General features: G+C 66.3%; 25 protein-coding genes. 11 read left to right on the top strand and 14 right to left on the bottom strand.

The features are described 5' to 3' along the window. Position 1: 1 nt before the first annotated feature. Genes F791_RS13425 through waaF form a run of 4 tightly spaced genes read right to left on the bottom strand, consistent with a single transcriptional unit; the run spans position 2 to position 3,844 of the window. The gene (locus F791_RS13425) at positions 2-823 is read right to left on the bottom strand and encodes a lipopolysaccharide kinase InaA family protein (protein WP_081616954.1); all 822 of its coding nucleotides are present in this window, start codon (positions 821-823) and stop codon (positions 2-4) included. Further along, entirely contained in the window at positions 811-1,668 is an 858-nt protein-coding gene (gene rfaP, locus F791_RS0104015) for a lipopolysaccharide core heptose(I) kinase RfaP (protein WP_018993493.1), read from the bottom strand. Before rfaP ends, F791_RS13425 begins: the two co-directional genes overlap by 13 nt. Next, entirely contained in the window at positions 1,665-2,801 is a 1,137-nt protein-coding gene (locus F791_RS0104010) for a glycosyltransferase family 4 protein (protein WP_018993494.1), read from the bottom strand. Before F791_RS0104010 ends, rfaP begins: the two co-directional genes overlap by 4 nt. Then, a complete protein-coding gene (gene waaF, locus F791_RS0104005; RefSeq protein WP_018993495.1) occupies positions 2,801-3,844 on the bottom strand; it encodes a lipopolysaccharide heptosyltransferase II in 1,044 nt (347 codons plus the stop codon). The genes F791_RS0104010 and waaF overlap by 1 nt, the downstream gene beginning before the upstream one ends. Positions 3,845-4,124: 280 nt before the next feature. Here waaF and F791_RS0104000 point away from each other — a divergent pair, with 280 nt between their 5' ends. The 3 genes from F791_RS0104000 to waaA are packed head-to-tail and all read left to right on the top strand — an operon-like array spanning position 4,125 to position 6,545. Then, positions 4,125-4,724, top strand: a complete 600-nt coding sequence (locus tag F791_RS0104000) for a D-sedoheptulose 7-phosphate isomerase (protein WP_018993496.1) — start codon at positions 4,125-4,127, stop codon at positions 4,722-4,724. Next, a complete protein-coding gene (locus tag F791_RS0103995) occupies positions 4,721-5,266 on the top strand; it encodes a D-glycero-beta-D-manno-heptose 1,7-bisphosphate 7-phosphatase (protein WP_018993497.1) in 546 nt (181 codons plus the stop codon). The genes F791_RS0104000 and F791_RS0103995 overlap by 4 nt, the downstream gene beginning before the upstream one ends. Positions 5,267-5,279: 13 nt before the next feature. Beyond that, entirely contained in the window at positions 5,280-6,545 is a 1,266-nt protein-coding gene (waaA, locus tag F791_RS0103990) for a lipid IV(A) 3-deoxy-D-manno-octulosonic acid transferase (RefSeq protein WP_019592206.1), read from the top strand. Between the two features lie 27 nt (positions 6,546-6,572). On the opposite strand, the gene F791_RS13420 is transcribed toward waaA, so the two are convergent. Further along, positions 6,573-7,163 carry a SprT-like domain-containing protein gene (locus F791_RS13420; RefSeq protein ID WP_081622259.1) on the bottom strand — a complete coding sequence of 197 codons (591 nt, stop codon included), beginning with the start codon at positions 7,161-7,163 and terminating at the stop codon, positions 6,573-6,575. A 28-nt stretch (positions 7,164-7,191) separates the two neighbouring features. On the opposite strand from F791_RS13420, the gene F791_RS0103985 reads away from it, so the two are divergent. Next, the gene (locus tag F791_RS0103985) at positions 7,192-7,629 is read left to right on the top strand and encodes a hypothetical protein (protein WP_018137963.1); all 438 of its coding nucleotides are present in this window, start codon (positions 7,192-7,194) and stop codon (positions 7,627-7,629) included. A 36-nt stretch (positions 7,630-7,665) separates the two neighbouring features. On the opposite strand, the gene rnd is transcribed toward F791_RS0103985, so the two are convergent. The 5 genes from rnd to F791_RS0103960 all read right to left on the bottom strand — a co-directional run bounded on the left by rnd (position 7,666) and on the right by F791_RS0103960 (position 11,829). Further along, positions 7,666-8,841: a ribonuclease D gene (gene rnd, locus F791_RS0103980; protein ID WP_018137962.1), complete on the bottom strand. Its 1,176-nt coding sequence runs from the start codon at positions 8,839-8,841 to the stop codon at positions 7,666-7,668. Next, positions 8,834-9,136 (bottom strand): DUF1244 domain-containing protein, encoded by a 303-nt coding sequence (locus tag F791_RS0103975; RefSeq protein ID WP_018137961.1) that lies wholly within the window; start codon positions 9,134-9,136, stop codon positions 8,834-8,836. The genes rnd and F791_RS0103975 overlap by 8 nt, the downstream gene beginning before the upstream one ends. 97 nt (positions 9,137-9,233) lie before the next feature. Further along, positions 9,234-9,725, bottom strand: a complete 492-nt coding sequence (mreD, locus tag F791_RS0103970) for a rod shape-determining protein MreD (RefSeq protein ID WP_018993499.1) — start codon at positions 9,723-9,725, stop codon at positions 9,234-9,236. Continuing rightward, positions 9,722-10,654, bottom strand: a complete 933-nt coding sequence (gene mreC / locus F791_RS0103965) for a rod shape-determining protein MreC (protein ID WP_156000508.1) — start codon at positions 10,652-10,654, stop codon at positions 9,722-9,724. Before mreC ends, mreD begins: the two co-directional genes overlap by 4 nt. Before the next feature lie 128 nt (positions 10,655-10,782). Continuing rightward, on the bottom strand, positions 10,783-11,829 hold the full coding sequence (locus F791_RS0103960; protein WP_018137958.1) for a rod shape-determining protein: 1,047 nt from the start codon (positions 11,827-11,829) through the stop codon (positions 10,783-10,785). 143 nt (positions 11,830-11,972) lie between these two features. Here F791_RS0103960 and gatC point away from each other — a divergent pair, with 143 nt between their 5' ends. The 5 genes from gatC (at position 11,973) to F791_RS0103935 (ending at position 16,656) form a co-directional block, all read left to right on the top strand. Then, a complete protein-coding gene (gene gatC / locus F791_RS0103955) occupies positions 11,973-12,260 on the top strand; it encodes an Asp-tRNA(Asn)/Glu-tRNA(Gln) amidotransferase subunit GatC (protein WP_018137957.1) in 288 nt (95 codons plus the stop codon). A gap of 67 nt (positions 12,261-12,327) precedes the next feature. Then, the gene (gatA, locus tag F791_RS0103950; protein ID WP_018993502.1) at positions 12,328-13,779 is read left to right on the top strand and encodes an Asp-tRNA(Asn)/Glu-tRNA(Gln) amidotransferase subunit GatA; all 1,452 of its coding nucleotides are present in this window, start codon (positions 12,328-12,330) and stop codon (positions 13,777-13,779) included. Between the two features lie 10 nt (positions 13,780-13,789). Further along, a complete protein-coding gene (gene gatB, locus F791_RS0103945) occupies positions 13,790-15,223 on the top strand; it encodes an Asp-tRNA(Asn)/Glu-tRNA(Gln) amidotransferase subunit GatB (protein ID WP_018137955.1) in 1,434 nt (477 codons plus the stop codon). Positions 15,224-15,241: 18 nt separating this feature from the next. Further along, positions 15,242-16,138: an Hsp33 family molecular chaperone HslO gene (gene hslO, locus F791_RS0103940; protein WP_018137954.1), complete on the top strand. Its 897-nt coding sequence runs from the start codon at positions 15,242-15,244 to the stop codon at positions 16,136-16,138. Between the two features lie 101 nt (positions 16,139-16,239). Beyond that, a complete protein-coding gene (locus F791_RS0103935; RefSeq protein ID WP_018993503.1) occupies positions 16,240-16,656 on the top strand; it encodes a hypothetical protein in 417 nt (138 codons plus the stop codon). A 13-nt stretch (positions 16,657-16,669) separates the two neighbouring features. On the opposite strand, the gene F791_RS0103930 is transcribed toward F791_RS0103935, so the two are convergent. Next, the gene (locus F791_RS0103930; protein WP_018175340.1) at positions 16,670-17,425 is read right to left on the bottom strand and encodes a molybdopterin-synthase adenylyltransferase MoeB; all 756 of its coding nucleotides are present in this window, start codon (positions 17,423-17,425) and stop codon (positions 16,670-16,672) included. Positions 17,426-17,588: 163 nt separating this feature from the next. Here F791_RS0103930 and F791_RS0103925 point away from each other — a divergent pair, with 163 nt between their 5' ends. Then, positions 17,589-17,948, top strand: coding sequence for a hypothetical protein (locus F791_RS0103925; RefSeq protein ID WP_026278812.1), 360 nt, complete (start codon positions 17,589-17,591; stop codon positions 17,946-17,948). 49 nt (positions 17,949-17,997) lie between these two features. Here the strand turns inward: F791_RS0103925 and prmC are convergent, their stop codons facing one another. Genes prmC through hemA form a run of 3 tightly spaced genes read right to left on the bottom strand, consistent with a single transcriptional unit; the run spans position 17,998 to position 21,235 of the window. Then, entirely contained in the window at positions 17,998-18,855 is an 858-nt protein-coding gene (prmC, locus tag F791_RS0103920; protein WP_026332997.1) for a peptide chain release factor N(5)-glutamine methyltransferase, read from the bottom strand. Further along, entirely contained in the window at positions 18,855-19,940 is a 1,086-nt protein-coding gene (prfA, locus tag F791_RS0103915; protein ID WP_019592204.1) for a peptide chain release factor 1, read from the bottom strand. Before prfA ends, prmC begins: the two co-directional genes overlap by 1 nt. After that, complete coding sequence (hemA, locus tag F791_RS0103910) at positions 19,937-21,235, bottom strand: glutamyl-tRNA reductase (RefSeq protein ID WP_018137949.1); 1,299 nt, start codon at positions 21,233-21,235, stop codon at positions 19,937-19,939. The genes prfA and hemA overlap by 4 nt, the downstream gene beginning before the upstream one ends. 256 nt (positions 21,236-21,491) lie before the next feature. On the opposite strand from hemA, the gene F791_RS0103905 reads away from it, so the two are divergent. Then, positions 21,492-23,210 carry a tetratricopeptide repeat protein gene (locus F791_RS0103905; RefSeq protein WP_019592203.1) on the top strand — a complete coding sequence of 573 codons (1,719 nt, stop codon included), beginning with the start codon at positions 21,492-21,494 and terminating at the stop codon, positions 23,208-23,210. The last annotated feature ends 40 nt before the right edge of the window (positions 23,211-23,250 follow it).

Genomic DNA, 23,250 nt, shown 5'->3' with positions numbered 1-23,250 from the left:
GCTATTTGGCTGAAAAACGCGCTTTGGAACCACCACGTCGCAGCCGTTCCTGGTGGCGCGCCTCGGTTGCCTGGGCAATCCGAATAGCAAGGTGGCGGAATGCGACCCGCCCCATGCCGCGCTGTGTTGCATAGTGGCTCAGAAACCGAACACGACTGGTTCGAGGCAGAAAAGACGGATGAGTCATGTTGAGTTGGACCAGGTTTTTCTGGCCGTCACATGGTCTGCCATGTTTTTTGCTTCTTTCGTTGTCCAGGAACACCAACCGTCCGGTTGCGGAGGGGGGTGACACGAGGATATTCCCAAGTCGGAGGTCGCCATGGGTCCATCCGGACTCATGGAGGTGAGCAACGGTTTCTGCGAGTCGGCGGTGAACAAGATGACGGTCCGCAATGGCCAGGAACGGTTCCCCATGGCGGGAAGTGATCAGGTGTGAAAGGCTGGCCCCATTGATGTCCTCCATTACCAGGCACTCGTTCACCCCGATCCAGCCATAGGCGAGTGCGCGTGGTGTATCGAAACCATCTTCACTCATTTGGCGCCCATGCCGAATGGCCCGCATGCCGCGACTGCCCCGGCCGATGGACTTGACGGATTCCCATGGCCCCCTTGGAAGAAAGACCTTTATTACAACTGCCTGACTTTGCCACTGGCCGCGCGCGACGCGGGCCTGCGCCGAGCTGTCCAGGACGGTCCAGCCCGCCTTTGGTTGGTTTTCCAGGAGGGTGAGGCCGGCGTTCTTCAGGTCTTCGTCAAGAGGGGCGACTCCTTTCACGCTTGAGCTTCGCCCGATGCCTGCGAGCCATTGCATCAGCCGTGACATGGGAGGCGCCCGTGTTCCTTGCGGTATTGCGTTCGGGCTCGCTGTGCCACTCGAGTCCAGAGCGTGTGTCTTTCAACCAAGGTGGCGCGGAGTCTGGTGCCATGATAGAGGCGCATGAAACGGAGGATATCTCGTGGCTTGAGGCCGATATCCATGGCGGAGAAGTACAGACCTCCGAGATCCTTGATTTGCGCGCGGGCCGGCAGGCGGGCGTGGAACTGAACGCGGTGCAGATCCATCAGGTGCAGGCGCGGCGGGATGCGGCCGGACCGGATGGCGTTCTCGTTCGAGTTCAGGTCGAGTCGGAAGTGGCACAGGTAGAAGTCGCGGTGATTCATGCCGCTCCCGTGTAGGGTGCGGGCAATGCGGGCGACCTCTCGGATCAACTGCAGGCGAAAGGCGAAGGCCGGTGGTTGTTCGGGCCAGCTCAGGCATTCCTGTTCCAGGGTGCGGGTGCGCCCCAGGTCGCGGGTAATCACGAACGAGCGTTCCCGTGCCGGGTTCAGTCCACGCCGGATGCCGAATGCGACCGGTGGCGTGGTCGGGATCTCCAGCTTCCGCAGCCGGTGGATTGCACGCCATTCGGGTTCGGCACCCAGCACCGGGATGCGGAACTGGCTCAGCTTGCGCAGGATGCGTCGCCACGGCATGCCGTTGTGCACCTTGGCGAAGTAGGGCTGCCCGCCCAGTTCGAAACGGAACGTGCGCCGCCCGTCGACGTTGCGGACGACCTCGCCATCCAGCGCCATGGCCTGCTCGAAGGGGTCTCCCGGGCCGTAGCGTGCGGTTAACGCCGCGTGTAAGGCATCGTCCATCACCAGTTCATTGCGCCGGAGCACCCTCATGCCGCCACCTCGCCATAGCGGGGGCCTTCGATGACCCGCAGCGCGTGCTCGGCGCGTGCGCCGAGTTCGGTGCGAACGCTGTAGCGCAGGGCCGCATCACGCCAGGCCTGCAGTTTGGGTTGGCTCAGCATGCGGGCCAGGGCGGCGTCCATCATGGGCTGCTCGAACGGCGTGGTCAGCACCTCGCCACAGTCGGCGCGCTCGATGTGGAAGGCGTATCCGCAATTGGCTGTAACCAGGGCGGGCAGACCGGCCGCGATCGCCTCGACGATCGCGGTCCCGGTGTTCTCCTGGTAGGCGGGGTGCAGAAGCAGGTCGGCCGCAAACAGGAAGTCGGCCACGTCGTCGCGCCCCTGCAGGAAATGCACCTGCCCCGAGACACCGAGACTTCGGGCCAGGCGCATCAGTGGGGCCGCGCGCCCCTTGCCCAGTACGTATAGCGATGCCTGTTCCCGCAAGCCGTCCGGCAGGGCGGCCAGCGCCCGGATGCTGCGGTCCACACCCTTGCGTCGGAAGTCCGACCCAACCATCAGGAGCATGAGCGAGTCGTCCCCCAGGCCGAGCTGTTTGCGAAGAGCGTGCCTTCGTTGCGGGGTGTCGGCATTGGCGAAGCGGTCAGCCGAGACATACGGTGGCATCAGGTGGAAGCGGTCCTCGGGAGTCGCATACCAGCGCTGGAACAGGGGCTTCTCGGCCTCGGATAGCAGCAGGATGTGGTTGTTCGCCTCGGTGCGAAAGACCGCCCGCTCAAGGGCCGCATGTACGCGGTAGCGCCCGGAGAGGCGATAAAGCTGGCTGCGAGCCTGCGCCCGTTCGATGAAGCAGGGGTCTGCGTTGTAGTAGACATCCAGCCCGGGCAGCTTGTTGAACCCGACGACGCGATCGGGCTGTAGTGCCTGGACCTCCGATTGAACGCGGCGGGCGAAATGGCGATAGCGTGTGTGGTTGCGCCAGCCAGGCACCCGCAGTACACGCAGCTTCAGGTGCGGGTGCTCCGGGGTCCAGCCCTCCCATGCGAGTGTGAATACGTCGATCTGATGGCCGCGCTCCAGGGCAAGCTCGGTGATGCGGTGGAAGTTGCGCTGCAGCCCGCCATGCGGGAAGTACTTGAACAACACGAATGCCAGATGCATCAGTGCCTCTCCGCATGCAGGGCGTCGGCGGCCTCCAGTACCTGCTCGGGCGCCAGCTTGCGCAGGCAGTTCAAATGCCCCAAGGGGCACTCGCGCTGAAAGCAGGGGCTGCATTCCAGACCTAGATGCAGGATGCGCCGGCGGGGGGTTAGCGGCGGCGTGTAGCCAGGGTCGGAGGACCCGTAGACAGCGATCACCGGGCGGCCGGTGGCCGCCGCAATGTGCATGAGCCCCGAGTCATTGGTGATGACCAGGTCTGCGCAGGCAAGCAGGTCAATCGCCTGGCCCAGCTGCGTGCGCCCGGCCAGGTCTGCGCAGCCCGGGGCGGCCTCGGCAATCGCCTGGGTCACTGGACGGTCCTTCCGTGAACCGAACAGCCAGACCTGCCAGCCTGCTGTCAGGCGGGCCCGAGCAATTTCTGCATAGTGCTCGGCGGGCCAGCGCTTGGAGGGGCCGTACTCCGCGCCGGGGCAGAGTGCCAGAACCGGTGCCTCCTGGTTGCCCAGTCCCAGTGCAATGCGTGCCTCGTCCCGACCGCGTTCGGAGATCACCAGCCTGGGTTCCGGAATCGGGGGTGGTTGTGGTGCATCCGGGGCGTGCGCGAGCGCGACGAACCGATCGACCGTGCGATACAGGCGCTGACGGTCCAGTGGGCGGATGTCGTTGAGCAGGCCGTAGCGGAACTCGCCGCGGTAACCGGTCCGTCGGGGTACCCCACTGGCGAAGGCCGGTACTGCCGCCTTTGCTGAACGCGGCAGTACGATCGCCTGCTGATAGTTCGCGTCCCGTAGTGACCGCCCTAGATGCCAGCGCCGGCCGAGTGCAAGCTCCCCGTGGCCCACAGGCAACGGAATGGGACGGCGCACCTCGGGCATGCGCTCCAGAATCGGCAGGCTCCACGCGGGCGCAATCACGTCCACAGCGGGTGCGGGTTCGCGTTGCTTGAGCGTCATGAACAGGCTCTGGGCCATCACCATGTCACCCACCCAGGCCGGGCCGATGACCAGGACAGCCGGGACGTGGGCGCCGCTTGAACTCAACATGATCTCCCGGCCAGCACGAAAGCACACCCGGTCGCGCCCGGGGCTTGCTGGGCGGCAGGGGCTGCGGAACATGGGGCAAGGCTGCCCGGCATGTGGCTTGCGGGTGGCACGAAACTCGGACTGGCGCTGAGAGACATTCCCAAATTGTACATGGCCCTGTGATACCGCGACGTGCGGTTGCTTGTGGCCTTAAGGATACGCGGTGTACTTTGCCCGGCATCGGCGGGCGTGCCCCGCTGACCATTTACATTGTTCAGTGTTTCCCTGGCGGAGAGCGCAAGTGCGGGAAGGAATCATCGAGGAGCTCACGGCGGCCAGCCGGCTGTTCGGGCGGCTGGCGGAGGACCGGGCGTTTGTTGCCGAGGTCGAGACGGTTGGGCAGCGCTGGCTGCAGTGCATCCGCGACGGCGGCAAGGTGCTGCTGGCGGGCAATGGTGGCAGCGCGGCGGATGCGCAGCACATTGCGGCGGAGATTGTCTGTCGTTATCGGGCGGTGCGCCCGGGGGCGGCGGCGATCGCGTTGACGACCGACACCTCGGTGCTGACGGCGATCGGGAACGATTTTGGATACGAGCATGTGTTCTCGCGTCAGGTCGAGGCGCTGGGGCAGCCGGGTGATGTATTCGTCGGGATCAGCACATCCGGGCATTCGCCCAATGTGCTCGAGGCCATCGGGATGGCGCGCAAGCGTGGGCTGGTTACGGTTGCCCTGACCGGCGAGAAGGGGCTGCCGGAGACGCATCCCGCAGATCATGTGCTGCGGGTGCCCGATGCCGCTACCGCGCGAGTTCAGGAGGTCCACGGGCTGATCGGGCATCTGTTGTGCGGGATCGTCGAGGATGCGCTGGTGGCCGATCAGGAACGTTCGGGGTCGGCGTGAGTGCGCGCGCCCTGTTTCTCGACCGCGACGGGGTGATCAATGTCGACCATGGCTACGTGCATCGCCCTGACCAGGTCGAGTTCGTCCCCGGCATCTTCGAACTGGTGGCGGCCGCCACTTCCCGGCACTGGCCGGTGGTGGTCGTCACCAACCAGTCCGGGATTGGCCGCGGCTATTACGGCGACAGCGATTTCCGGCAGCTGACGGACTGGATGAGCGAGCGCTTTTCCGAGCGCGGTGGCCGCATCGAGGCCGTCTACCACTGCCCTCATCATCCCCGTGATGCGCAGCCCGACTATCGTCGGGCCTGTCCGGATCGCAAGCCGGAGCCGGGCATGCTGTTGCGGGCGCGGGATGACCTGGATCTGGATCTCACTGGTTCGGTGCTCGTCGGGGATCGCGCGTCGGATCTCGAGGCCGCGCGGCGCGCCGGGGTCGGCGCCCGATTGCTGTTTGATCCCTCGGGCACGGAACCGCTGCCCACTGAAGACGGAGACATCCGTATCCGCACCCTGCCCGAGGCCATTGCGTGGCTCGACTGAGCCGCTAGCCGCGATGCGCCACATCTTCTATACGGCCCTCCTGCGACTGACTTCTCCGGCCTTGCTGGCGCGGCTGGTGCGCCGCGCCCGGACAAACGCGGTACCAGTGGCCCGCTGGCGGGAATGGCTGGGAGCCGGGGAGCCGCTAACACCCGGCACCATCTGGCTCCATGCCGCCTCGGTGGGCGAGGTGGAGGCGGCGGTACCGCTCGCACGTGCCTTGCGTAGCCGCTATCCGGAGCATGCGCTCCTGATGACGACCACGACACCGGAGGGAGCCGCCCGGGTGGAAGCGGCTCTCGGGAGGGATGTCCAGCACGCCTATCTGCCGCTGGACCTGCCCGGGGCCGTTCGCCGATTCTTGCGGCGCACCCGTCCGGCCGTCGCGCTGATCGTCGAGACCGAGCTTTGGCCCAATCTCTATCGTGCCTGCGAACAGGCCGGTATTCCGCTCTGGGTGGTGAGTGCGCGGCTATCACCACGCTCAATCAAGCGGTACCGGCGTCTGCAGCCTCTGGTGCGGGAAACCCTTGCGCGTGCCGAGAAGATCCTGGCCCAGGACGAGTCGGCCGCCCGGGGCTTTCGCGAGCTGGGGGCGCCGAACGCGCGCGTCCAGGTGGTGGGGAATCTGAAGTTCGATCGCGCATTGCCGCCCGGCCATGAGCAGGCGGCGGATCTGCGTGCGACTGTTGCGCCTGAAGGCGTGCCGGTCTGGGTGGCGGTCAGTACGCGGGAAGGCGAGGAAGAGGCCGTGCTCGAGGCCCATCGCGCGGTGCGCGAATCCCATCCCGACGCCGTGTTGCTTTGGGTGCCGCGCCATCGAGATCGCTTTGACGTGGCTTTCGAGGCGGCCCGGCAAGCCGGGTTTTCGGTCGGGAGGCGCACGCAATGTCCGGGGCCGCCGCTGGATGTGCTGGTGGGCGATACGATCGGCGAGATTGGGGTCTACCTTGGTGCTGCGGATGCCGCTTTTGTCGGGGGCAGCCTGGTTCCCCTGGGGGGGCAGAATGTACTCGAGCCCGCCGCGCTCGGGCTGCCGGTGCTTGTGGGGCCCAGCACCGAGCATTTTACATTCGCAGTCGAGCGCCTCGGGGAGCAAGGTGCTTTGTGGCGTGTGCAGGATGCCGAGGCGCTGGGCCGCGCCGTCGCGGATTTGCTGGGAGATTCCGAGTGTCGGAAAACCATGGGTGATGCGGCGCGCACGGTGATCGAGGAGGGGCGTGGCGCAGTGGAATGCGTATTGGCCGAGTTGGAAAGCCGGTTGCATGATCTGCATTGACCGCCCCGCCAGGTTTTCTAATGATCTTTATTTCTCCTGCTGTAGTCGCTGTCCGCACTCTCGGCATTCATAGCGGTATCGGCGCCGCTGAATCAGATAATGTCGCCGCGCACTTAGTGCGTGGGTCTGGCAGGCGCAACGGTAGGTATAGGTCCGGACCCTTCTGCCTTTCAGGGGGGTGTTGTGCGTAACCCGTGGCTGGCAGCCGAACGTTTCCATCCAGGCTCGCCATTCCGGGCCGTGAGGGCGTACGCGGCGTAACCCGGACGTCCGGTACACGAGTGAGTGCGCCACCTCGTGGGCGACGGTATCCGGGAAGTGTGAATCCCAGTCCTGACAGAACGCCTCGGGGTTGAACCGTAGCTGCTCGTGCCCGTTGCGCAGCCGCCATTGCCCGGCGGCTTTGCCTCGTAGGTTAAAAAGAACTTCGGGGGCCGTGTTCGGCTGTTCCGGTTGTGACTTGATGTAGAATTCGCGCACCTTTTGTCGGATTTGCGCTTCTTCTTCGAGTGTTAATTTATTTCTCGGCTCTTGTAATTTACTTCTATTTTTATCATATTCACCCGTGCGATATGTGCCGTCCAGGGCGTGCGAGGAGTTGGAAGCCGTTCTGGTCATTGAGAAGTTCCGAACGAGGAGACGAGTAATGAGTCTGGATAGCAAGAAGGCCTCCGAACTTTCCGCCGAAGAGCTGTATGCACTGGCCCGTCAGCGGGAAAAGGAAGAAGCCGAGCGCCAGGACGCCGAGCGCCGCAAGAAGCGCGAAAAGCTGATGGAAAAGCGCAAAGAGATGATCGCGCGTCATCGCAAAGAACTCAACGAGCTTGAGCGCCAGATCCGTGAACTGGGCGGCCGTGTCGGTCGTGCTGGTGGTGGTCGCCGTGGCGGCCGGGGCGGCAGCTCGGTCAGTCAGCAGCTGGTCGAGATCGTGGCGGAGAAATCCGAGATGGCGACCAAGGAGATCAAGGAGCGTGCCGAGAAGGCCGGCCTGGATACCAAGAACATCTCGCAAACGCTTGCCTACCTCAAGCGCCAGGGACGTCTGAAGTCCCCGCGCCGTGGTGTGTACAAATCCGCGGCCTGAGCGGGTTGCATCTGCATCTTGCGACGATTGCGGCGGCTATTCCGTCGCAATCGTTTCGCTAACGGGTTCCATATCAAGCTCACCACTGGGCTTGCAGGCCAGGCGGCTCTCGCCGCTGAACCAGTGCTGGATGGTCTGACCTGCAATCTCCCGGCGCCAGCCACTAGCCAGGCGGCCTTCCGTGCCGTCGCTCTTCAGTAGTTCGATCACATCCTTGCGTTGCGCGATCGCCGCGGCGCTGATCTGGTGTTCGCGGGCACACTCGCGCAGCAGCGCCATGCCGATATCGACCAGCACCTCGTCACGCTCACTCAGGCGCGGCTTCTCCGGCAAATGCGGCCATTGCTCGCGTGGCAGGGCCTGGCCTTCCCGGATGGCGGCCAGAAGCGATTCGATGTGGTCGGGCTTCATGCCGCCGGGGAACTGGCGCAGTTCGCGCAAAGCCTGGGTATCAGCCGGTGTGCGGCGTGCGATGTCCAGCAGGAGGTCGTCGGACAGCACCCAGCGCCGGGGACGATTGCTGCTTTGCGCGGTACGCTCGCGCCAGGCCGCGACGCATTTGAGTACCGCGCGTTCTTTGGGCTTCAGCCGCTTGACCCCCGATACGCGCTGCCAGCTTTGTTCCGGGTCCGGTTCGTACAGGGCCGGATTGCTGAGCGCCTCCATCTCCGGGCGCAGCCAGTGCATGCGGTCGTGGGTATCCAGCTCGTGCAGCAGGCGGTTGAACAGTGTCGCGAGGTGGCGGACGTCGTCGGCGGCATAGCGGATCTGGTCCGCGCTCAGCGGACGCCGGGACCAGTCGGTCCGGGTCTGGCTCTTGTCGAGATCGCGATCGAGCACGTTCTTGACCAGGTTGGCATAGCCGACCTGCTCGCCGTAGCCGAGCATGCTGGCCGCAATCTGGGTATCGAACACGGGGCTGGGCACAAAGCCCAGCTCGCGATACAGCAACTCCATGTCCTGCGAGGCGGCGTGGAAGACCTTGGTGATGCGCGCGTCCCGGAACAGCGGGGCGAGCTGCTGGATGTCGAGGCGCAGCGGGTCGATGCAGGCGAGCTGATCCAGCGTGGCGGCCTGTACCAGGCAGAGCTGCGGATAGTAGGTCTTCTCGCGCAGGAACTCCGTGTCCAGCGCGATCCAGTCCGTCCCGGTGATCGAATCGAGAAACGCCTGCAGGGCCTCGGGCGTCTCGATCAGTCCGTGGTCATGCATGGGTCGATTTCTGGCTCGCCTCGAAAGCCGCCTTCTGCTCGGCGGTCGCCTCCTTCTGGTAGCGCTCCTTCCATTCGCTGTAGGGCATGCCGTAGACGATCTCGCGGGCCCCCTCGTAATCGATCGACTCGCCGCGTTCCTCGGCGGCGGCGACGTACCACTTGGACAGGCAGTTGCGGCAGAAACCGGCGAGATTCATCAGGTCGATGTTCTGCACATCCTTGCGTTCATCAAGATGCTGCAAGAGGCGCTGGAATACAGCGGCCTCGATTTCGGTGCGGGTCTTCGGGTCCATCGTGTCTCTCTCCATTCGTCAGGGGACTAGTGATCAACGTACACGCTCGCGCATGAGTCGCTTTTGGGGGCGTTCGACCAGAACGGGTGGCCCGTGTTCAGCTCAGGTGGAGCAGCCAGCGCCGCCGCATGTCCCTTAGCAGCACGAAGATCAACGGCCAGACCAGTGCGCTGGTCGCCACCGGCGCCCAATACCAGGCGCTGTCGGGCGGCAGTCCAATCGCGCCCTGTGGCCACAGGGCCAGGAGCTTGTACAGCGCCGTGAGGACGGCCACCACGATGGCCTGCTGCCAGACGGGGTAAACACGCAGGCGTGGATGAATCTGCAGCACGATGTACGCCACCACCGCCAGGGCGATGGCGTTCTGCCCGAGCAACTGGCCGTACAGGGTATCCAGTAGCAACCCCATGACAAAGGCCGTCAGCACCCCGAAGCGCTGAGGGAAGGCCATGATCCAGTACACCAGCGCCAGCAGGAGCCATTCAGGTCGGGCTGGGGGCAGCGCATCGGGTATGGGCACGATGGCCAGGGCCAGCGCGACGACCAGGGTCAGGGCGATTAGCCAGGGGATGCCCAGCGTGCGGTTCATGGGTTCTCAGCCGCCCCCGGAATGTCGGCCTCGCCCTCCGGTTCTGCTTCCCGTTCGGTCGTTTCCCCTTCTTCTTCCGGGCGGGTATCGGCGTCCGCGTCCGGACGTTCGCTGGTCCACAGCAGCAGGACCTCGCGCGAGCGGTCCAGGGCCGCCAGAGGCTCGGCCTGGATATCAAGAAAGGGTTGTCCCGGCTGGCGTTCGACCGAGGTCACTCGGGCGACCGGGTAGTCCGGCGGGAAGCGCCCGCCGAGCCCGGAGGTCAGCAGGAGGTCGCCCTCCTCGATGTCCTCCTGGGGCGGTACGTGCCGCATTTCGAGGCGCCGCGGGTTGCCGGTGCCGACGACAATGCCGCGCAGGCCGGTACGGGCACTGAGCACAGGCAAGGCGTGGCCGGGGTCGGAGATCAGCAGCGCGGTGGAGCTGGTCATTTGGGTGGACAGGACCTGTCCGATCACGCCATCGGGGTGGATGACAGGCTGCCCCGGGTAGACACCGTGCCGGTTGCCCTTGCTGAGCACGATCTGCTGGCGGAAGGGGTCCAGGTCCACGGCCAGGAGCTTGGCGATCTCGACGCGCTCTTGTGCCCGTTCGGCGGTGTTCAGGAGTGCGCGCAGGCGGTCGTTTTCCATCTGCAGCGCATCGAAGCGCAACTGGCGGGCCCGCAGCTCAGCGTTCTCTTCGCGCAGGATGCGGTTCTCGGTAATCAGGTCTTCGCGGCTGGTAAAGGACTCGAGCAGCCGGCTGCCCGCCCGGATCGGTGCATCGACCGCGACCTGCAGGGGGTAGGCCACCGTGGACAGCGCATTGCGCACCGTCTGCAGCTCGTTCAGTCGGTGATCCAGCGCCATCAGCGCGACACCCAGCAGGATCACCGCGAGCAGGCGCAGAGTGGGCGATACACCCAGTCTGAACAGCGGCTTGCTGATGGCTTAACCTCCGGTTGCGGGTCGTGATTGGGTCAGGGCGGCACCGCGGTTGGCAGGTGCGATGGGAAGAGCCCCACCAATTTCCCAGGATGCGGGGCGACACCCCATCCCCCGATCCAGCCCGGAGTCTACTCCATGGACAGGAAGTCCACCTGTTTCTCGTCGAGCATCTCCAGCACGCGCCCGCCGCCACGCGCCACACAGGTCAGCGGGTCGTCGGCGATGACCACCGGGATGCCGGTCTCTTCCATCAGCAGGCGGTCGATCTGCTGCAGCAGGGCGCCGCCGCCGGTCAGCACGATGCCACGCTCGGCGACATCGGAGCCCAGTTCCGGCGGGGTCTGTTCCAGCGCGGTGCGCACGGCGGAGACGATTCCGTACAGCGGATCCTGCAGGGCCTCGAGGATCTCGTTGGAGTTCAGGGTGAACGAACGCGGCACGCCTTCAGCCAGGTTGCGGCCCTTGACCTCGATCTCCAGCAGCTCCTTGCCTGGATAGGCCGAGCCGACCGCATGCTTGATACGCTCGGCGGTGGCCTCGCCAATCAGCACGCCGTAGTTCCGGCGCACATACGACATGATCGCCTCGTCGAAGGTGTCACCGCCGATGCGCACGGACTCGGAGTAGACGATGCCGTTCATCGACAGCACCGCGACCTCGGAGGTCCCGCCACCGATGTCCAGCACCATGGAGCCCACGGCCTCATCCAGCGGGATGCCGGCGCCGATGGCCGCGGCCACCGGTTCCTGCAGCAGGTAGACCTTGCGCGCCCCGGCGCCGAACGCGGATTCGCGGATCGCGCGGCGCTCCACCTGGGTCGCGCCGCAGGGCACGCAGACCAGTACCCGCGGGCTGGGGCGGAAGATCCGCCGCTCGTGCACCTTCTTGATGAAGTACTGCAGCATCTTCTCGGTGGTGGTGAAGTCGGCGATCACGCCGTCCTTCATCGGGCGGATGGTTACCACGTGCTCCGGCGTGCGCCCCAGCATCTTCTTCGCCTCGATCCCCACGGCTTCGATGGAGCGCGGGCCGCCCGGGCCTCGGTCCTGCCGGATCGCGACCACGGACGGCTCGTTCAGGACGATCCCCTGGCCGCGCATATAGATAAGGGTGTTGGCAGTGCCGAGGTCGATGGAGATGTCGTTGGAGAACAACCCCAGGAGGCGTTTGAGCATGAAGAAGAAACCTGCGTTGGTGGTCGGGCGGGAAAGCCCGAGACTCTAGCAACTGCCCGGGGTTTGGGCAATAACGGCTTTGTGGTAAGTTTGCCGGCCGCATTCCGCATCACCATCGACTGATACAGGGGCCCTTGCCGATCATGTCTGTAGAAGCCTCCGAAGTTCAGCGCATCGCGCACCTCGCTCGTCTGGCGATGAGCGACGAAAAGGCCCGCGAATTTGCCGGCGGTCTGAGCGATATCTTCGATTTTGTCGAGCAGCTCGACGGCGCCCCCATCGAGGGCGTGGAACCCATGGCCCACCCGCTGGATGCCGAGCAGCGCCTGCGCCCGGACGCGGTCACGGAGACCGACAATCGCGAGGGTTTTCAGGCGATTGCGCCGGCCGTCGAGGGTGGGCTTTACCTGGTGCCACGCGTGATCGAGTAAGCCGCGGGCACCGCTGGCCGATTTCGCCGATTTCATCACGCTTTATTAGACAAGAGTTCCCGAAACCATGTCCCAGGAAACCCTGTCCGGCTGGGCGCGCAAGCTCCAGGCCCGCGAGATCAGCTCGCGTGAGCTGACCCAGTTGTATCTGGACCGGATCGAGCGCCTCGATTCACAGCTCAACAGCTTTATTACCGTGACCGCCGAGTCCGCGCTGGCGCAGGCCGAAGCGGCCGATGCCCGCCTGGCCAATGGTGAGCAGACCCCGCTTCTGGGCGTGCCGGTCGCCCAGAAAGACATCTTCTGCACCGAAGGTGTGCGGACCTCCTGCGGCTCGCGCATGCTTGATCCGTTCGTCTCGCCGTACAACGCCACCGTCGTCGAGCGCATGAACGCCGCCGGGGCGGTGATGCTCGGCAAGACGAATATGGACGAGTTTGCGATGGGTTCGTCCAATGAGACCAGTTTCTATGGCCCGGTGCGCAATCCCTGGGATACCGAGCGCGTCCCCGGCGGCTCCTCCGGCGGCTCCGCCGCGGCGGTGGGTGCGCGCCTGGTGCCGGGGGCGACCGGCACCGACACCGGCGGCTCGATCCGTCAGCCGGCCGCGTTCTGCGGCATTACCGGGCTCAAGCCGACCTACGGGCGCGTGTCGCGCTACGGCATGATCGCCTTTGCCTCCAGCCTCGATCAGGGTGGGCCGATGGCCGCGACCGCCGAGGACTGCGGCCTGATGCTGAACGCCATGGCCGGTTTCGACGAGCGCGACTCCACCAGCGTCGAGCGCCCGGCCGAGGACTTCACCGCCGGTTTGAGCCAGGACCTGAAGGGTCTGCGCATTGGCCTGCCGAAGGAGTTTTTCGGCGAGGGCCTGGACGAGAAGGTACGCGGCGTGATCGACGCGGCCGTCGAGGTGCTCAAGGGCCGCGGCGCCGAGATCCGCGAGGTGAGCCTGCCGAACAGCCACCTGTCGGTGCCGGCCTACTACGTGGTCGCTCCGGCCGAGTGCTCCTCGAACCTCGCGCGCTTCGACGGCGTGCGTTATGGCCACCGCTGCGACAACCCCGCGGACCTGATGGACCTCTACACCCGCTCGCGCGGGGAGGGCTTCGGCGACGAGGTGAAGCGCCGCATCATGGTCGGTACCTACGTGCTGTCCGCCGGCTACTACGACGCCTACTACCTGAAGGCGCAGAAGGTCCGCCGCATCATCGCCGACGACTTCCGCAGCGCATTCGCGGACGTCGACGTCCTGCTCGGCCCGACCACGCCGGAGCTGCCGTTCGCCCTGGGCGCCAAGGCCGATCCGGTCAGCATGTACCTGTCGGACATCTACACCATCGCCGCGAACCTCGCGGGCCTGCCGGCGATGTCGCTGCCGGCCGGCGAGATCGACGGCCTGCCGGTGGGCCTGCAGTTGATCGGCAACTACTTCGACGAGGCGCGCCTGCTCGGCGTTGCCCACCAGTACCAGCAAGAAACCGACTGGCACACCCGTGTGCCGGCGGCCTTCGCCTGAGGATCGCCGCATGGAATGGGAAACCGTCATCGGGCTGGAGATTCACGCCCAGCTCAACACCGTCTCCAAGATCTTCTCCGGGGCGCCGACCGCCTACGGCGCCGAGCCCAACCGCCAGGCCTGCGCGGTGGACCTGGGCATGCCCGGCGTGCTGCCGGTGCTGAACCAGGGCGCGGTCGAGCGGGCCGTGATGCTGGGGCTGGCGATTGACGCCGAGATCGCGCCGCGGTCGGTGTTTGCGCGCAAGAACTACTTCTACCCGGATCTTCCCAAGGGCTACCAGATCTCGCAGTTCGAACTGCCGATCGTCGGGCTGGGGCATCTGGATATCGAGCTGGAGGACGGCACGATCAAGCGCATCGGGGTAACCCGCGCGCACCTGGAGGAAGACGCCGGCAAGAGCCTGCACGAGGGCTTCGAGTCGATGACCGGCATCGACCTCAACCGCGCCGGTACGCCGCTGATCGAGATTGTCTCCGAGCCGGAACTGCGTTCGGCGAAAGAGGCCGTCGCCTACATGAAAAAGCTGCACTCGCTGGTGCGCTATCTCGATATCTGCGACGGCAACATGCAGGAAGGCAGTTTCCGCTGTGATGCGAATGTCTCGATCCGGCCGAAGGGCCAGACCGAGTTCGGTACCCGTGCGGAGCTGAAGAACCTGAACTCCTTCCGTTTCGTCGAGCGCGCGATCAATCACGAGATCGAGCGCCAGATCGACGTGATCGAGGGTGGTGGCAGCGTGGTCCAGGAGACCCGCCTGTACGACCCGGATCGTGACGAGACGCGCTCCATGCGCAGCAAGGAAGAGGCCAACGACTACCGCTACTTCCCCGACCCGGACCTGTTGCCGCTGGTCGTGGACCAGGCCTTCATCGAGTCCGTGCGTGCCAGGCTGCCTGAGCTGCCGGATGCCAAGCGCGCCCGCTTCGTCGAACAGTACGGCCTGTCCGACTACGACGCCGGTGTACTGACCGCCGCGCGCGAGATGGGCGACTTCTACGAGGCCGTGGCCGCCGGCTGTGGCGCGCCGAAGATCGCCGCCAACTGGGTGATGGGCGAATTCTCCGCCGCGATGAACCGCTCCGAGGTCGAGCTGGCCGACGCCCCGGTGAACGCCGAGGGCCTCGCCGGGCTGCTGGCGCGCATCCAGGACGAGACCATCTCCGGCAAGATCGCCAAGGAGGTCTTCGAGGCGATGTGGAACGGCGAGGGCGATGCCGACACCGTGATCGAGGCCAAGGGGCTCAAGCAGATCACCGATACCGGCGCGATCGACGCGATCATCGACGAGGTGATGGCCAACAATCCGCAGCAGCTGGAGCAGTACCGTGGTGGCAAGGACAAGCTGTTTGGCTTCTTTGTCGGCCAAGTGATGAAGGCCACCCAGGGCAAGGCCAACCCGGCTCAGGTGAACGAGCGCCTGAAGGCCAAGCTGGACGGATGATGCAGGGCTGCGGACTTCATGCTTGAAACCGACACCCTGCACCGCTTCATGCTGGAAGAAGCCGGGGTGCGTGGCGAATGGGTACACCTGGACGCGGCCTGGCAGGCCCTGCTGGAACGCCACGAGTATCCGCCGGTGGTGCGCGACCTCCTGGGGCAGGCCTATGCGGCCGTGGCGCTGACGGCCGCCACGCTCAAGTTCGATGGTTCACTGATCCTGCAAATCACCGGCACTGGTCCCGTGCACATGATCGTGGCCCAGGCCGATGGCCAGGGTCGGCTGCGCGGCCTGGCGCGCTTTCGCGAGACGCCCCCCGAGGATGCGACGCTGGCCCAGTGTGCCGGCGACAACGCTCGGTTGATGCTGACGCTGGACCCGGGCGATGGCGGCGAGCGCTACCAGGGGGTGGTCGAGCTGGAGGGCGAGACCCTGGCGGATGCGATGAATGTCTACTTCGAACGTTCCGAGCAGTTGCCCACCCGGCTGTGGCTGGCGGCCAACGGTCAGTCCGCGGCCGGGATGCTCCTGCAGGCGGTACCGGGTGAGGGTGGTCATGCAGTCACGCGTGACTCCGAGGACTGGAACCGCGCGAACATCCTGGCCGACACCACCACCCCCGAGGAGATGCTGAAGCTGGATGCCGGCACGCTGCTCGGCCGGCTGTTCGCCGAGGAGCGCGTGCGCCTGTTCGACGGGACCCCGGTCCAGTTCCACTGCCCCTGCTCGCGCGAGCGGGTTGCCGAGACCCTGCGCGGCCTCGGGCAGGACGAGATCCGCGGCATCATCGAGGAGCAGGGCAAGATCGAGGTGACTTGCGAGTTCTGCAACGCGCAATACCACTTCGACCCGGTGGATGCCGAGGCCCTCTGCGCCACCCAGACAGCCCAGCCGCCAACCCCCGACACGCGCCAGTAGCCGGGTGCAAATAAACCGGACACGGAATCTTCCCGCCGAGAGACAGTCTTTGCTATAGAGATAGTAATGGCATCAGTGTTTCCCTGGCGGGGGGGCTGGTCATGTATTCCCGGCATACCGAGATTCCCACCCTGGATACCCGACCCGGATGGCAGGTCGAGGCCCGCTATTACAACCAGGTGGCCCTGGCCCTGCGGCGGCTGGGCCCCGAGATCCGTCTGCCCCTGCCAATCCTCAAACACCTGGACCTGATCCTGCAGCCGGATGCCTGGGTTGTGGTGGATCGTGTGCTCAACGATATGCCGGTGGTGGCCTGGACGGCCTTCCGCGCCGCCCACCGGCACAACCTGCATCGCCCGGTGGCCTGCGAGCTGCGTCTTTACCACTCCATGGCGCCCATGGTTACCAATCGCGCCCTGAACTGTATGGCCGACCGCCTGACCGCCGCCCTAGCCCAGGAGGATCAGCGTATCCCCCGTGGCCAGGTGGTCGCCTTCCGGCCCCGTTCCAGCGCCTGACTCAGCGTGCCGCTCAGGCCCGCGCCGGGCGCTGTGCGCAGACCGGGCAACCCGGGTCGCGGCGCAGACGAATCTCGCGAAACTGCATGCCGGCCGCATCCACCATCAGTAGCCGCCCGCTCAGGGTCGGGAGCCCGATCAGCAGTTTGAGCGCCTCGGTGGCCTGCAGGCTGCCGATCACCCCCGGCAGGCTGGCCAGTACGCCATTGGCCGCACAGGTGTCCTCGTCCCCGCCGCCCTCGCCATACAGGCAGTGGTAGCAGGCGGCCTCGGGGTCGCGGTAGTCGAAGGTGGTGAGCTGTCCCTCGAAGCGGATCACCGCGCCGGAGACCAGCGGTGTGCCGCTGGCTACGGCCGCGCGGTTGATCGCGCCCCGACTGGCGAAGTTGTCGGTGCCGTCCAGGACCACGTCGGCCTTTGCAAACAGGGTGGTCATGGCATCCACATCCAGGCGTTCGGCGCGGGTCTCGACGTGGCAGTTCGGATTCATCGCCGCCAGGCGCCGCGCCGCGGACTCCACTTTGTCGCGGCCGATATCCGCGTCCGTATGCAGGATCTGCCGCTGCAGGTTCGTGACCTCGACATGGTCCGGGTCGACCAGCGTGAGTCGTCCGACCCCGGCGGCCGCGAGGTAGGCGGCTACCGGCGAACCCAGTCCGCCCAGGCCCATGATGACCGCATGTGCTTCCTGCAGGCGCTGCTGCCCCTCGACTCCGACACCGGGCAGCATGATCTGGCGGCTGTAGCGCAGCAGTTCCGGGTCATCCACGGGGCGTTCTCCAGTGTGAATCGGGTCAAGGCTTAGTCACGTAGTACGGCAAAGTGTAACCGGCGTCACGCTCCTGGGGCGGCTCGGTTAGGAACCGTTCAGGAAGACCCCGTAATTTGGACCTTGGCAATTCTGCCAGTTGCGCAGTTCAAGGAGGTACACGATGAAACGCATGATGATCGCCCTGGCGCCGGCGGCGTTGCTGGCGTTTGCCCTGGCGGCCCCGGCGCATGCGGCCCAGCCGGTCTCCGGCTTTGTGCACACCGGTGCCGCGGCCTTCGACCCTGATGCCCTGCAGCATGTGCATCATCGCCCGGGCCATTATGGTGGCCCGCCGCATGCCCGCAGCCATCCCGGCTATCGTGGCTACAAGCATTCCAAGCGCTCGCATAAGCGCGGGCGTGGCCATCATCACCGGCACTATCACAGCTACCAGCAGCACCATCATCACCACTACCACAGCCGCCCGCGGCACCGCTCGCCCAGCGGCTCGATGAACCTGCACCTGCATCTGCCGTTCTAGGCAGCACCCGCATCACACGGTTGGCCCCGGCGTTCGCGCCGGGGCTTTTTTATGGACGGCTCCCGATCGTGATGCGCTCGTGCCCGGCGGGGTCACGCAAACTCTGCACCTCGCGATAGCCCGCCTGTTGCATGCGGGCGCGAACATCTCGGGCCTGATCGAACCCGTGCTCCAGCAGCAGCGGGGCATCCGGGAGCAGGTGGAGGAGTGCGGTATCGATGATGGTGTACAGATCGCCAAGTCCGGCTTCCGGTGCGGCCAGTGCCTCCCTCGGTTCGAAGCGCAGGTCGCCGCGGGTCAGGTGGGGATCGTCCGGGGCGATATAGGGCGGGTTGCTGACGATCATGTCGAAGGCGTCCTCGGGCTTGAACGGGGCGAGCCACGCCCCCTGCAGGAAGGTCACGTCCAGCCCCAGGGTGTTGGCGTTCGCACGGGCCTGGCGCAGGGCGTCCGGGCTGCGGTCGGTGGCGACGGCCTCGATGGCCGGGCGTTCCGCCTTCAGCGTGAGGATGATCGCGCCGCTGCCGGTGCCCAGATCCAGTACCCGGGGATGCGCGCGTTCGCAGGCGTCGATGGCCGCGATTGCCTGTTCCACCAGCAGCTCGGTCTCCGGGCGCGGGATCAGGCAGGCGGGGGAGACCTCAAGATCGAGGGTCCAGAAGGCGCGGCGGCCGAGGATATGGGCGATCGGTTCGCCCGCCTCGCGACGCCGGCACAGGGTGTCGGCACGTTCGCGCTGCGACGCGGAGGCGACATCGAGCCCGCGGGCGATCAGGGCGCTGGTGTCGAGGCCGGTCGCCGCGCCGAGCAGCAGGCGGGCCTCGAGCCCCGGCTCGTCCGATCCGGCTGCCTGCAGACGGTCGCGCAGCTCCCGCAGCAGGGCATCCAGCGTGGCAGGCATTTCCATTACGCGTCCGCGAGAGTCGCGAGCTGTTCGGCCTGGTATTCGTGGATCAGCGGGTCGATCACCGGGTCGAGGTCGCCGGCCATCACCTGCTCCAGCTTGTACAGGGTCAGGTTGATGCGGTGGTCGGTGACGCGGCCCTGCGGGAAGTTGTAGGTGCGGATGCGCTCGGAGCGGTCGCCGCTGCCGACCAGACTCTTGCGCTCGGCGCTCTGCGCGGCGGCCTGGGCCTCGCGCTCGGCCTCGAACAGGCGCGCGGCGAGGTAGGTCATGGCCTTGGCGCGGTTCTTGTGCTGCGAGCGCTCTTCCTGGCACTCGACCACGATGCCGGTGGGCAGGTGGGTCAGGCGGATCGCGGAGTCGGTCTTGTTCACGTGCTGGCCGCCGGCCCCGGAGGCGCGGAAGGTGTCCACGCGCAGGTCGGCCGGGTTGATATCCGGCATCTCGACCTCGTCCAGCTCCGGCAGGATGGCGACGGTGGCCGCGGAGGTGTGGATGCGGCCCTGGGACTCGGTCTCCGGCACGCGCTGCACGCGGTGGGCGCCGGACTCGAACTTGAGTCGCGAGAAGGCGCCCTGGCCGGCCAGGCGCCCGATCACCTCGCGGTAGCCGCCGTGTTCGCCCTCGCTGGCGCTGAGGATCTCCAGCTTCCAGCCCTGTTGTTCGGCGTAGCGGGTATACATGCGCAGCAGGTCGCCGGCGAAGATCGCGGCCTCGTCGCCGCCGGTGCCGGCGCGGATCTCGAGGAACACGTTGGCGTTGTCGTGCGGGTCCTTCGGGATCAGGTGACGATGGAGCTCGGCCTCCAGCGCCTCGGCCTGTTCCTCCAGGGTCGTGATCTCGGCCTCGGCCATTTCGCGCAGTTCGGGGTCGTCCTCCGCGAGCATCGCGCGGGCCTCTTCCAGTGCGCCCTGGTTGTCGTGCCAGGCCTTCCAGGCCGCGGCGACCGGTTCCAGCTGGCTGTATTCCTGCGACAGGCGGCGCAGCTGGTCGGCGTCCTCGGCGGCGTCCGGCGTGGCCAGCAGCTGTGCGATCTCGGCATGGCGCTCGGCCAGGCCCTCGAGCTTGGTGCGGAACGAGGCCTTCACGAACGGGTGCCGGACTCGGGGTCGTGGCCGGGGTCGTCTTCCGGGCTGGGAAGCTGGAACAGCCGATGGGCGGCATTGAGCAGGCGCGCGTCGCCCTCGTGGGCGGCGGTGTTCAGTGACTTGCAGGGGGCGTGCATCAGCTTGTTGGTCAGGCTGTGGGCCAGCAGTTGCATGGCCTCTTCCGGCGACTTGCCGGCGCGCAGCATCGCCTCGGCCCTGGCCAGGGATTCGGCCTTGACGGTCTCGGCGCGCTGACGCAGCTGGCGGATGCTGTCCACGGAGTCACGGGCGCGCAGCCAGCGCATGAATTCGCTGGCGCGCTGGGTGATGATCTCCTCGGCCTGTGCGGCGGCGGCCTGGCGCGAGGCCATGTTCTCGTCGATCACTTCCTGGAGGTCATCCACCGTGTAGAGGTAGACGTCCTCGAGCTGGCCAACCTCGGGCTCGATGTCGCGCGGGACGGCGATGTCGACCATGAAGATCGGCTTGTGACGGCGCTTGCGCAGGGTGCGTTCCACCGCCCCCTTGCCGAGGATCGGCAGCGGGGCAGCGGTGGACGAGATGACGATGTCGGCCTCGGCCAAGCGATCCGGTAACTGGTTCAGGCTGATCGCTTCGCCATCGAAGCGCTCGGCTACGGCCTGGGCGCGCTCCTCGGTGCGGTTGGCGACGATCACTTTGCCGATCCCGTGGCCGGACAGGTGCTGCAGCGCCAGTTCGATCGTTTCTCCGGCGCCGATTACCAGCGCGGTCAGCGGCTTCAGGTCGCCAAAGATCTGGCGCGCCAGCGAGACCGCGGCAAAGGCCACCGAGACGGCGCTCTGCCCGATCGCTGTCTGGGTACGCACATCCTTGGCGGTGGCAAAGGCGTGCTGGAACAGTCGCTCCAGTGAGCGGCCCAGCGTGCCGGCGTCATGGGCATGCTGGTAGGCCGTCTTCATCTGCCCGAGGATCTGGGGCTCGCCGAGGACCAGCGAATCCAGGCCGCTCGCCACGCGCAGGGTGTGGCGCACCGCGGAGCCGTCGTGGTGCAGGTAGAGGTAGGGCCTGAGTTCGTCGCGGTCGATGCCGTGGTAGCCGCCCAGCCAGTCCAGCACGCGATGTTCCGACTGCTTGCCGCCCTCGCGGAAGTACACCTCGGTGCGGTTGCAGGTCGACAGGATCGCGGTTTCCGGCAACAGGACGCCCGAGCGCAGCGAGTGCAGGGCCTCGCCGAGCTGGCTTTCATTCACCGACAGCCGTTCGCGGATCGCGACCGGGGCGGTTTTGTGATTGATACCAAGAGTGAACAGCATGCTGACGCTATTGTGCCGCAAATACCCGGAAAAGGCCCCCAAAACATACAAGTCACCCAGGATACTTGTGCTTCCCCAAGGGCTACGCGCGTAGTGTAACGACCCGTGCCGTCCGTTACAGTGTCCAGCCGGTGTGCCGCACGGTTGCCGGTTTGGAACCGTGGCACGGGATGGGCGTCCCATTAGTGATGCAACTAAGTGATGCACTTATCCGAGTCTCCCCAGAATGCAACGGAGTAATCCGATCGGACCCGAAATGATTCGACCCCTTTTTGCGGCGCTGGCCGCGCTCGTGCTGGTGGGCTGCGCCCACATGCCTCTGGGCGCCTCGGAGGGCGAGGCCCCGGAGGTGGATCGCCCCGTGATCCTCCCGATCATGCCGGCGCAGGACCCGGAAGCGGCCCTGATGCTGGGTGTGCTGGTCGGCGAGATTGCTGTGCGCTCCGGGCAGTACGAAGAGGCCGCGCGCTACTACGGCGCCGCGGCCCTGCTCAGCGACGACCCGGCTATCGCCGAACGGGCCACCCGCATTGCGCTGTTCGCCCAGGACCGCAACCAGGCCCTGCAGTCTTCCGAGCGCTGGCGCCAGCTGGCACCGGAGAGCCTGGATGCCCTGCAGCTGTCCACGGTGCTGCGTCTGGACCTCGGGCAGCCGGACCCCGCTGCCGAGCAGATGGGCACGGTGATTGACCTGCAGACCGTGCAGGGTGGAGATCCCTACGCGGCGCTGGGGGCGGTGGTCGGTCAGACACGCAACCGCGAGGCCGCGCTGGAGGCCCTGGAGAGCCTGACGGATCAGCGTCAGGACGACGTCGGTGTCCATCGCGTATTTGCAGAGGCCGCACTGCGCTTCGCGCCCGGCGAGCCGGCGCTGGAGGCGACCGCTCGGGGTGTGGAGCGCTTCCCGGAATCCGTGTCTTTGCGTCTGTTGCGCGCCCGTGCCCTGGACGAGGTGGGGCAGTCCGACGAGGCACTGGAAGAACTGCGCACGACGGTGGCCAGCCACCCCGAGAGCCGAGAGGCCCGTTTTGGCTATGCCCGCATGCTGGCGGAGCACGATGATCGCGAAATGGCACGCGAAGAGATGGACCGCCTGGTCGAGCAGGACCCGGAGGATGTGCAGCTGCTGCTGGCCCTGGCGCTGATGAACCTCGAGGCCGAACAGCTGGGACCGGCCCGGACCTATCTGGAGCGACTGGACGCCCTGGGCGAGCGCGAGGACGACATCGCCTACTACCTGGGGCGGCTGCACGAGATGGAAGACGACCCGGAGGGGGCGCGCCAGGCGTACGAGCGGGTCGGGGGCGGCAGCCACGCCGATGATGCCCGTCTGCGTGCGGCGCGCATGACGCTGGAGGTCGAGGGCGAGTCGGCTGCGCGCGAGCGTTTCGAACAGATGCAGCAGGGCCCGGATACGGAGCTTGCCCGACGCGCCTATCTCGGCGAGGCGAACCTGCTGCGTGAAAAGGGCGAGTACACGACTGCGCGCGAACGCCTGAACCGGGGGCTGGTGCAGTTCCCCGGCGATACCCGGTTGCTGTATATGCGCGGCCTGGTGCACGAGCGCCAGGATGAAATCGAGGCCGCCGAGGCGGATTTCCGCGCGATCCTGGACAACGATCCGGAGAACGTCGCCGCGCTGAATGCGCTCGGCTATACCCTGGCTGATCGCACCGACCGCTATGAGGAGGCGCTGGATCTGATCGAGCGGGCCTACGCGCAGGAGCCCGACGACGCGGCGATCATCGACAGTTATGGCTGGGTCCTCTATCGCCTCGGGCGCCTCGACGAGGCCGAGGACTTCCTGCGCCGCGCCTACGATCTCTCCGACGACGGGGAGATCGCGAGCAACCTCGCCGTGGTGCTCTGGGAGCGGGGCGAACGCGACGAGGCCCGCTCCATTCTGGAGGCGGCACTGGAGCGCGAGCCGGATCACGAGCGCCTGCTGCGGGTGCGTGACGAACTTCTCGATTGATGTTGTCTGGATCCCCAGAGTCCCGTGCGCCCTCGTGGGC

Origin of the sequence: Thioalkalivibrio sp. ALRh, from assembly GCF_000381425.1 — a bacterium.
Taxonomy (GTDB): domain Bacteria; phylum Pseudomonadota; class Gammaproteobacteria; order Ectothiorhodospirales; family Ectothiorhodospiraceae; genus Thioalkalivibrio.
Note: the sequence above shows the minus strand (reverse complement) of the source record. Positions and strands in the feature narration are given on the sequence as shown.

Bases quoted from the DNA above. Each gene is read 5' to 3' on its own strand.
- F791_RS13425 (WP_081616954.1), bottom strand. From the start codon at position 823: ATGTCACGGCTGATGCAATGGCTCGCAGGCATCGGGCGAAGCTCAAGC.
- rfaP (WP_018993493.1), bottom strand. From the start codon at position 1,668: ATGAGGGTGCTCCGGCGCAATGAACTGGTGATGGACGATGCCTTACAC.
- F791_RS0104010 (WP_018993494.1), bottom strand. From the start codon at position 2,801: ATGCATCTGGCATTCGTGTTGTTCAAGTACTTCCCGCATGGCGGGCTG.
- waaF (WP_018993495.1), bottom strand. From the start codon at position 3,844: ATGTTGAGTTCAAGCGGCGCCCACGTCCCGGCTGTCCTGGTCATCGGC.
- waaA (WP_019592206.1), top strand. From the start codon at position 5,280: ATGCGCCACATCTTCTATACGGCCCTCCTGCGACTGACTTCTCCGGCC.
- F791_RS13420 (WP_081622259.1), bottom strand. From the start codon at position 7,163: ATGACCAGAACGGCTTCCAACTCCTCGCACGCCCTGGACGGCACATAT.
- F791_RS0103985 (WP_018137963.1), top strand. From the start codon at position 7,192: ATGAGTCTGGATAGCAAGAAGGCCTCCGAACTTTCCGCCGAAGAGCTG.
- rnd (WP_018137962.1), bottom strand. From the start codon at position 8,841: ATGCATGACCACGGACTGATCGAGACGCCCGAGGCCCTGCAGGCGTTT.
- F791_RS0103975 (WP_018137961.1), bottom strand. From the start codon at position 9,136: ATGGACCCGAAGACCCGCACCGAAATCGAGGCCGCTGTATTCCAGCGC.
- mreD (WP_018993499.1), bottom strand. From the start codon at position 9,725: ATGAACCGCACGCTGGGCATCCCCTGGCTAATCGCCCTGACCCTGGTC.
- F791_RS0103960 (WP_018137958.1), bottom strand. From the start codon at position 11,829: ATGCTCAAACGCCTCCTGGGGTTGTTCTCCAACGACATCTCCATCGAC.
- gatC (WP_018137957.1), top strand. From the start codon at position 11,973: ATGTCTGTAGAAGCCTCCGAAGTTCAGCGCATCGCGCACCTCGCTCGT.
- gatA (WP_018993502.1), top strand. From the start codon at position 12,328: ATGTCCCAGGAAACCCTGTCCGGCTGGGCGCGCAAGCTCCAGGCCCGC.
- gatB (WP_018137955.1), top strand. From the start codon at position 13,790: ATGGAATGGGAAACCGTCATCGGGCTGGAGATTCACGCCCAGCTCAAC.
- hslO (WP_018137954.1), top strand. From the start codon at position 15,242: ATGCTTGAAACCGACACCCTGCACCGCTTCATGCTGGAAGAAGCCGGG.
- F791_RS0103935 (WP_018993503.1), top strand. From the start codon at position 16,240: ATGTATTCCCGGCATACCGAGATTCCCACCCTGGATACCCGACCCGGA.
- F791_RS0103925 (WP_026278812.1), top strand. From the start codon at position 17,589: ATGAAACGCATGATGATCGCCCTGGCGCCGGCGGCGTTGCTGGCGTTT.
- prmC (WP_026332997.1), bottom strand. From the start codon at position 18,855: ATGGAAATGCCTGCCACGCTGGATGCCCTGCTGCGGGAGCTGCGCGAC.
- hemA (WP_018137949.1), bottom strand. From the start codon at position 21,235: ATGCTGTTCACTCTTGGTATCAATCACAAAACCGCCCCGGTCGCGATC.
- F791_RS0103905 (WP_019592203.1), top strand. From the start codon at position 21,492: ATGATTCGACCCCTTTTTGCGGCGCTGGCCGCGCTCGTGCTGGTGGGC.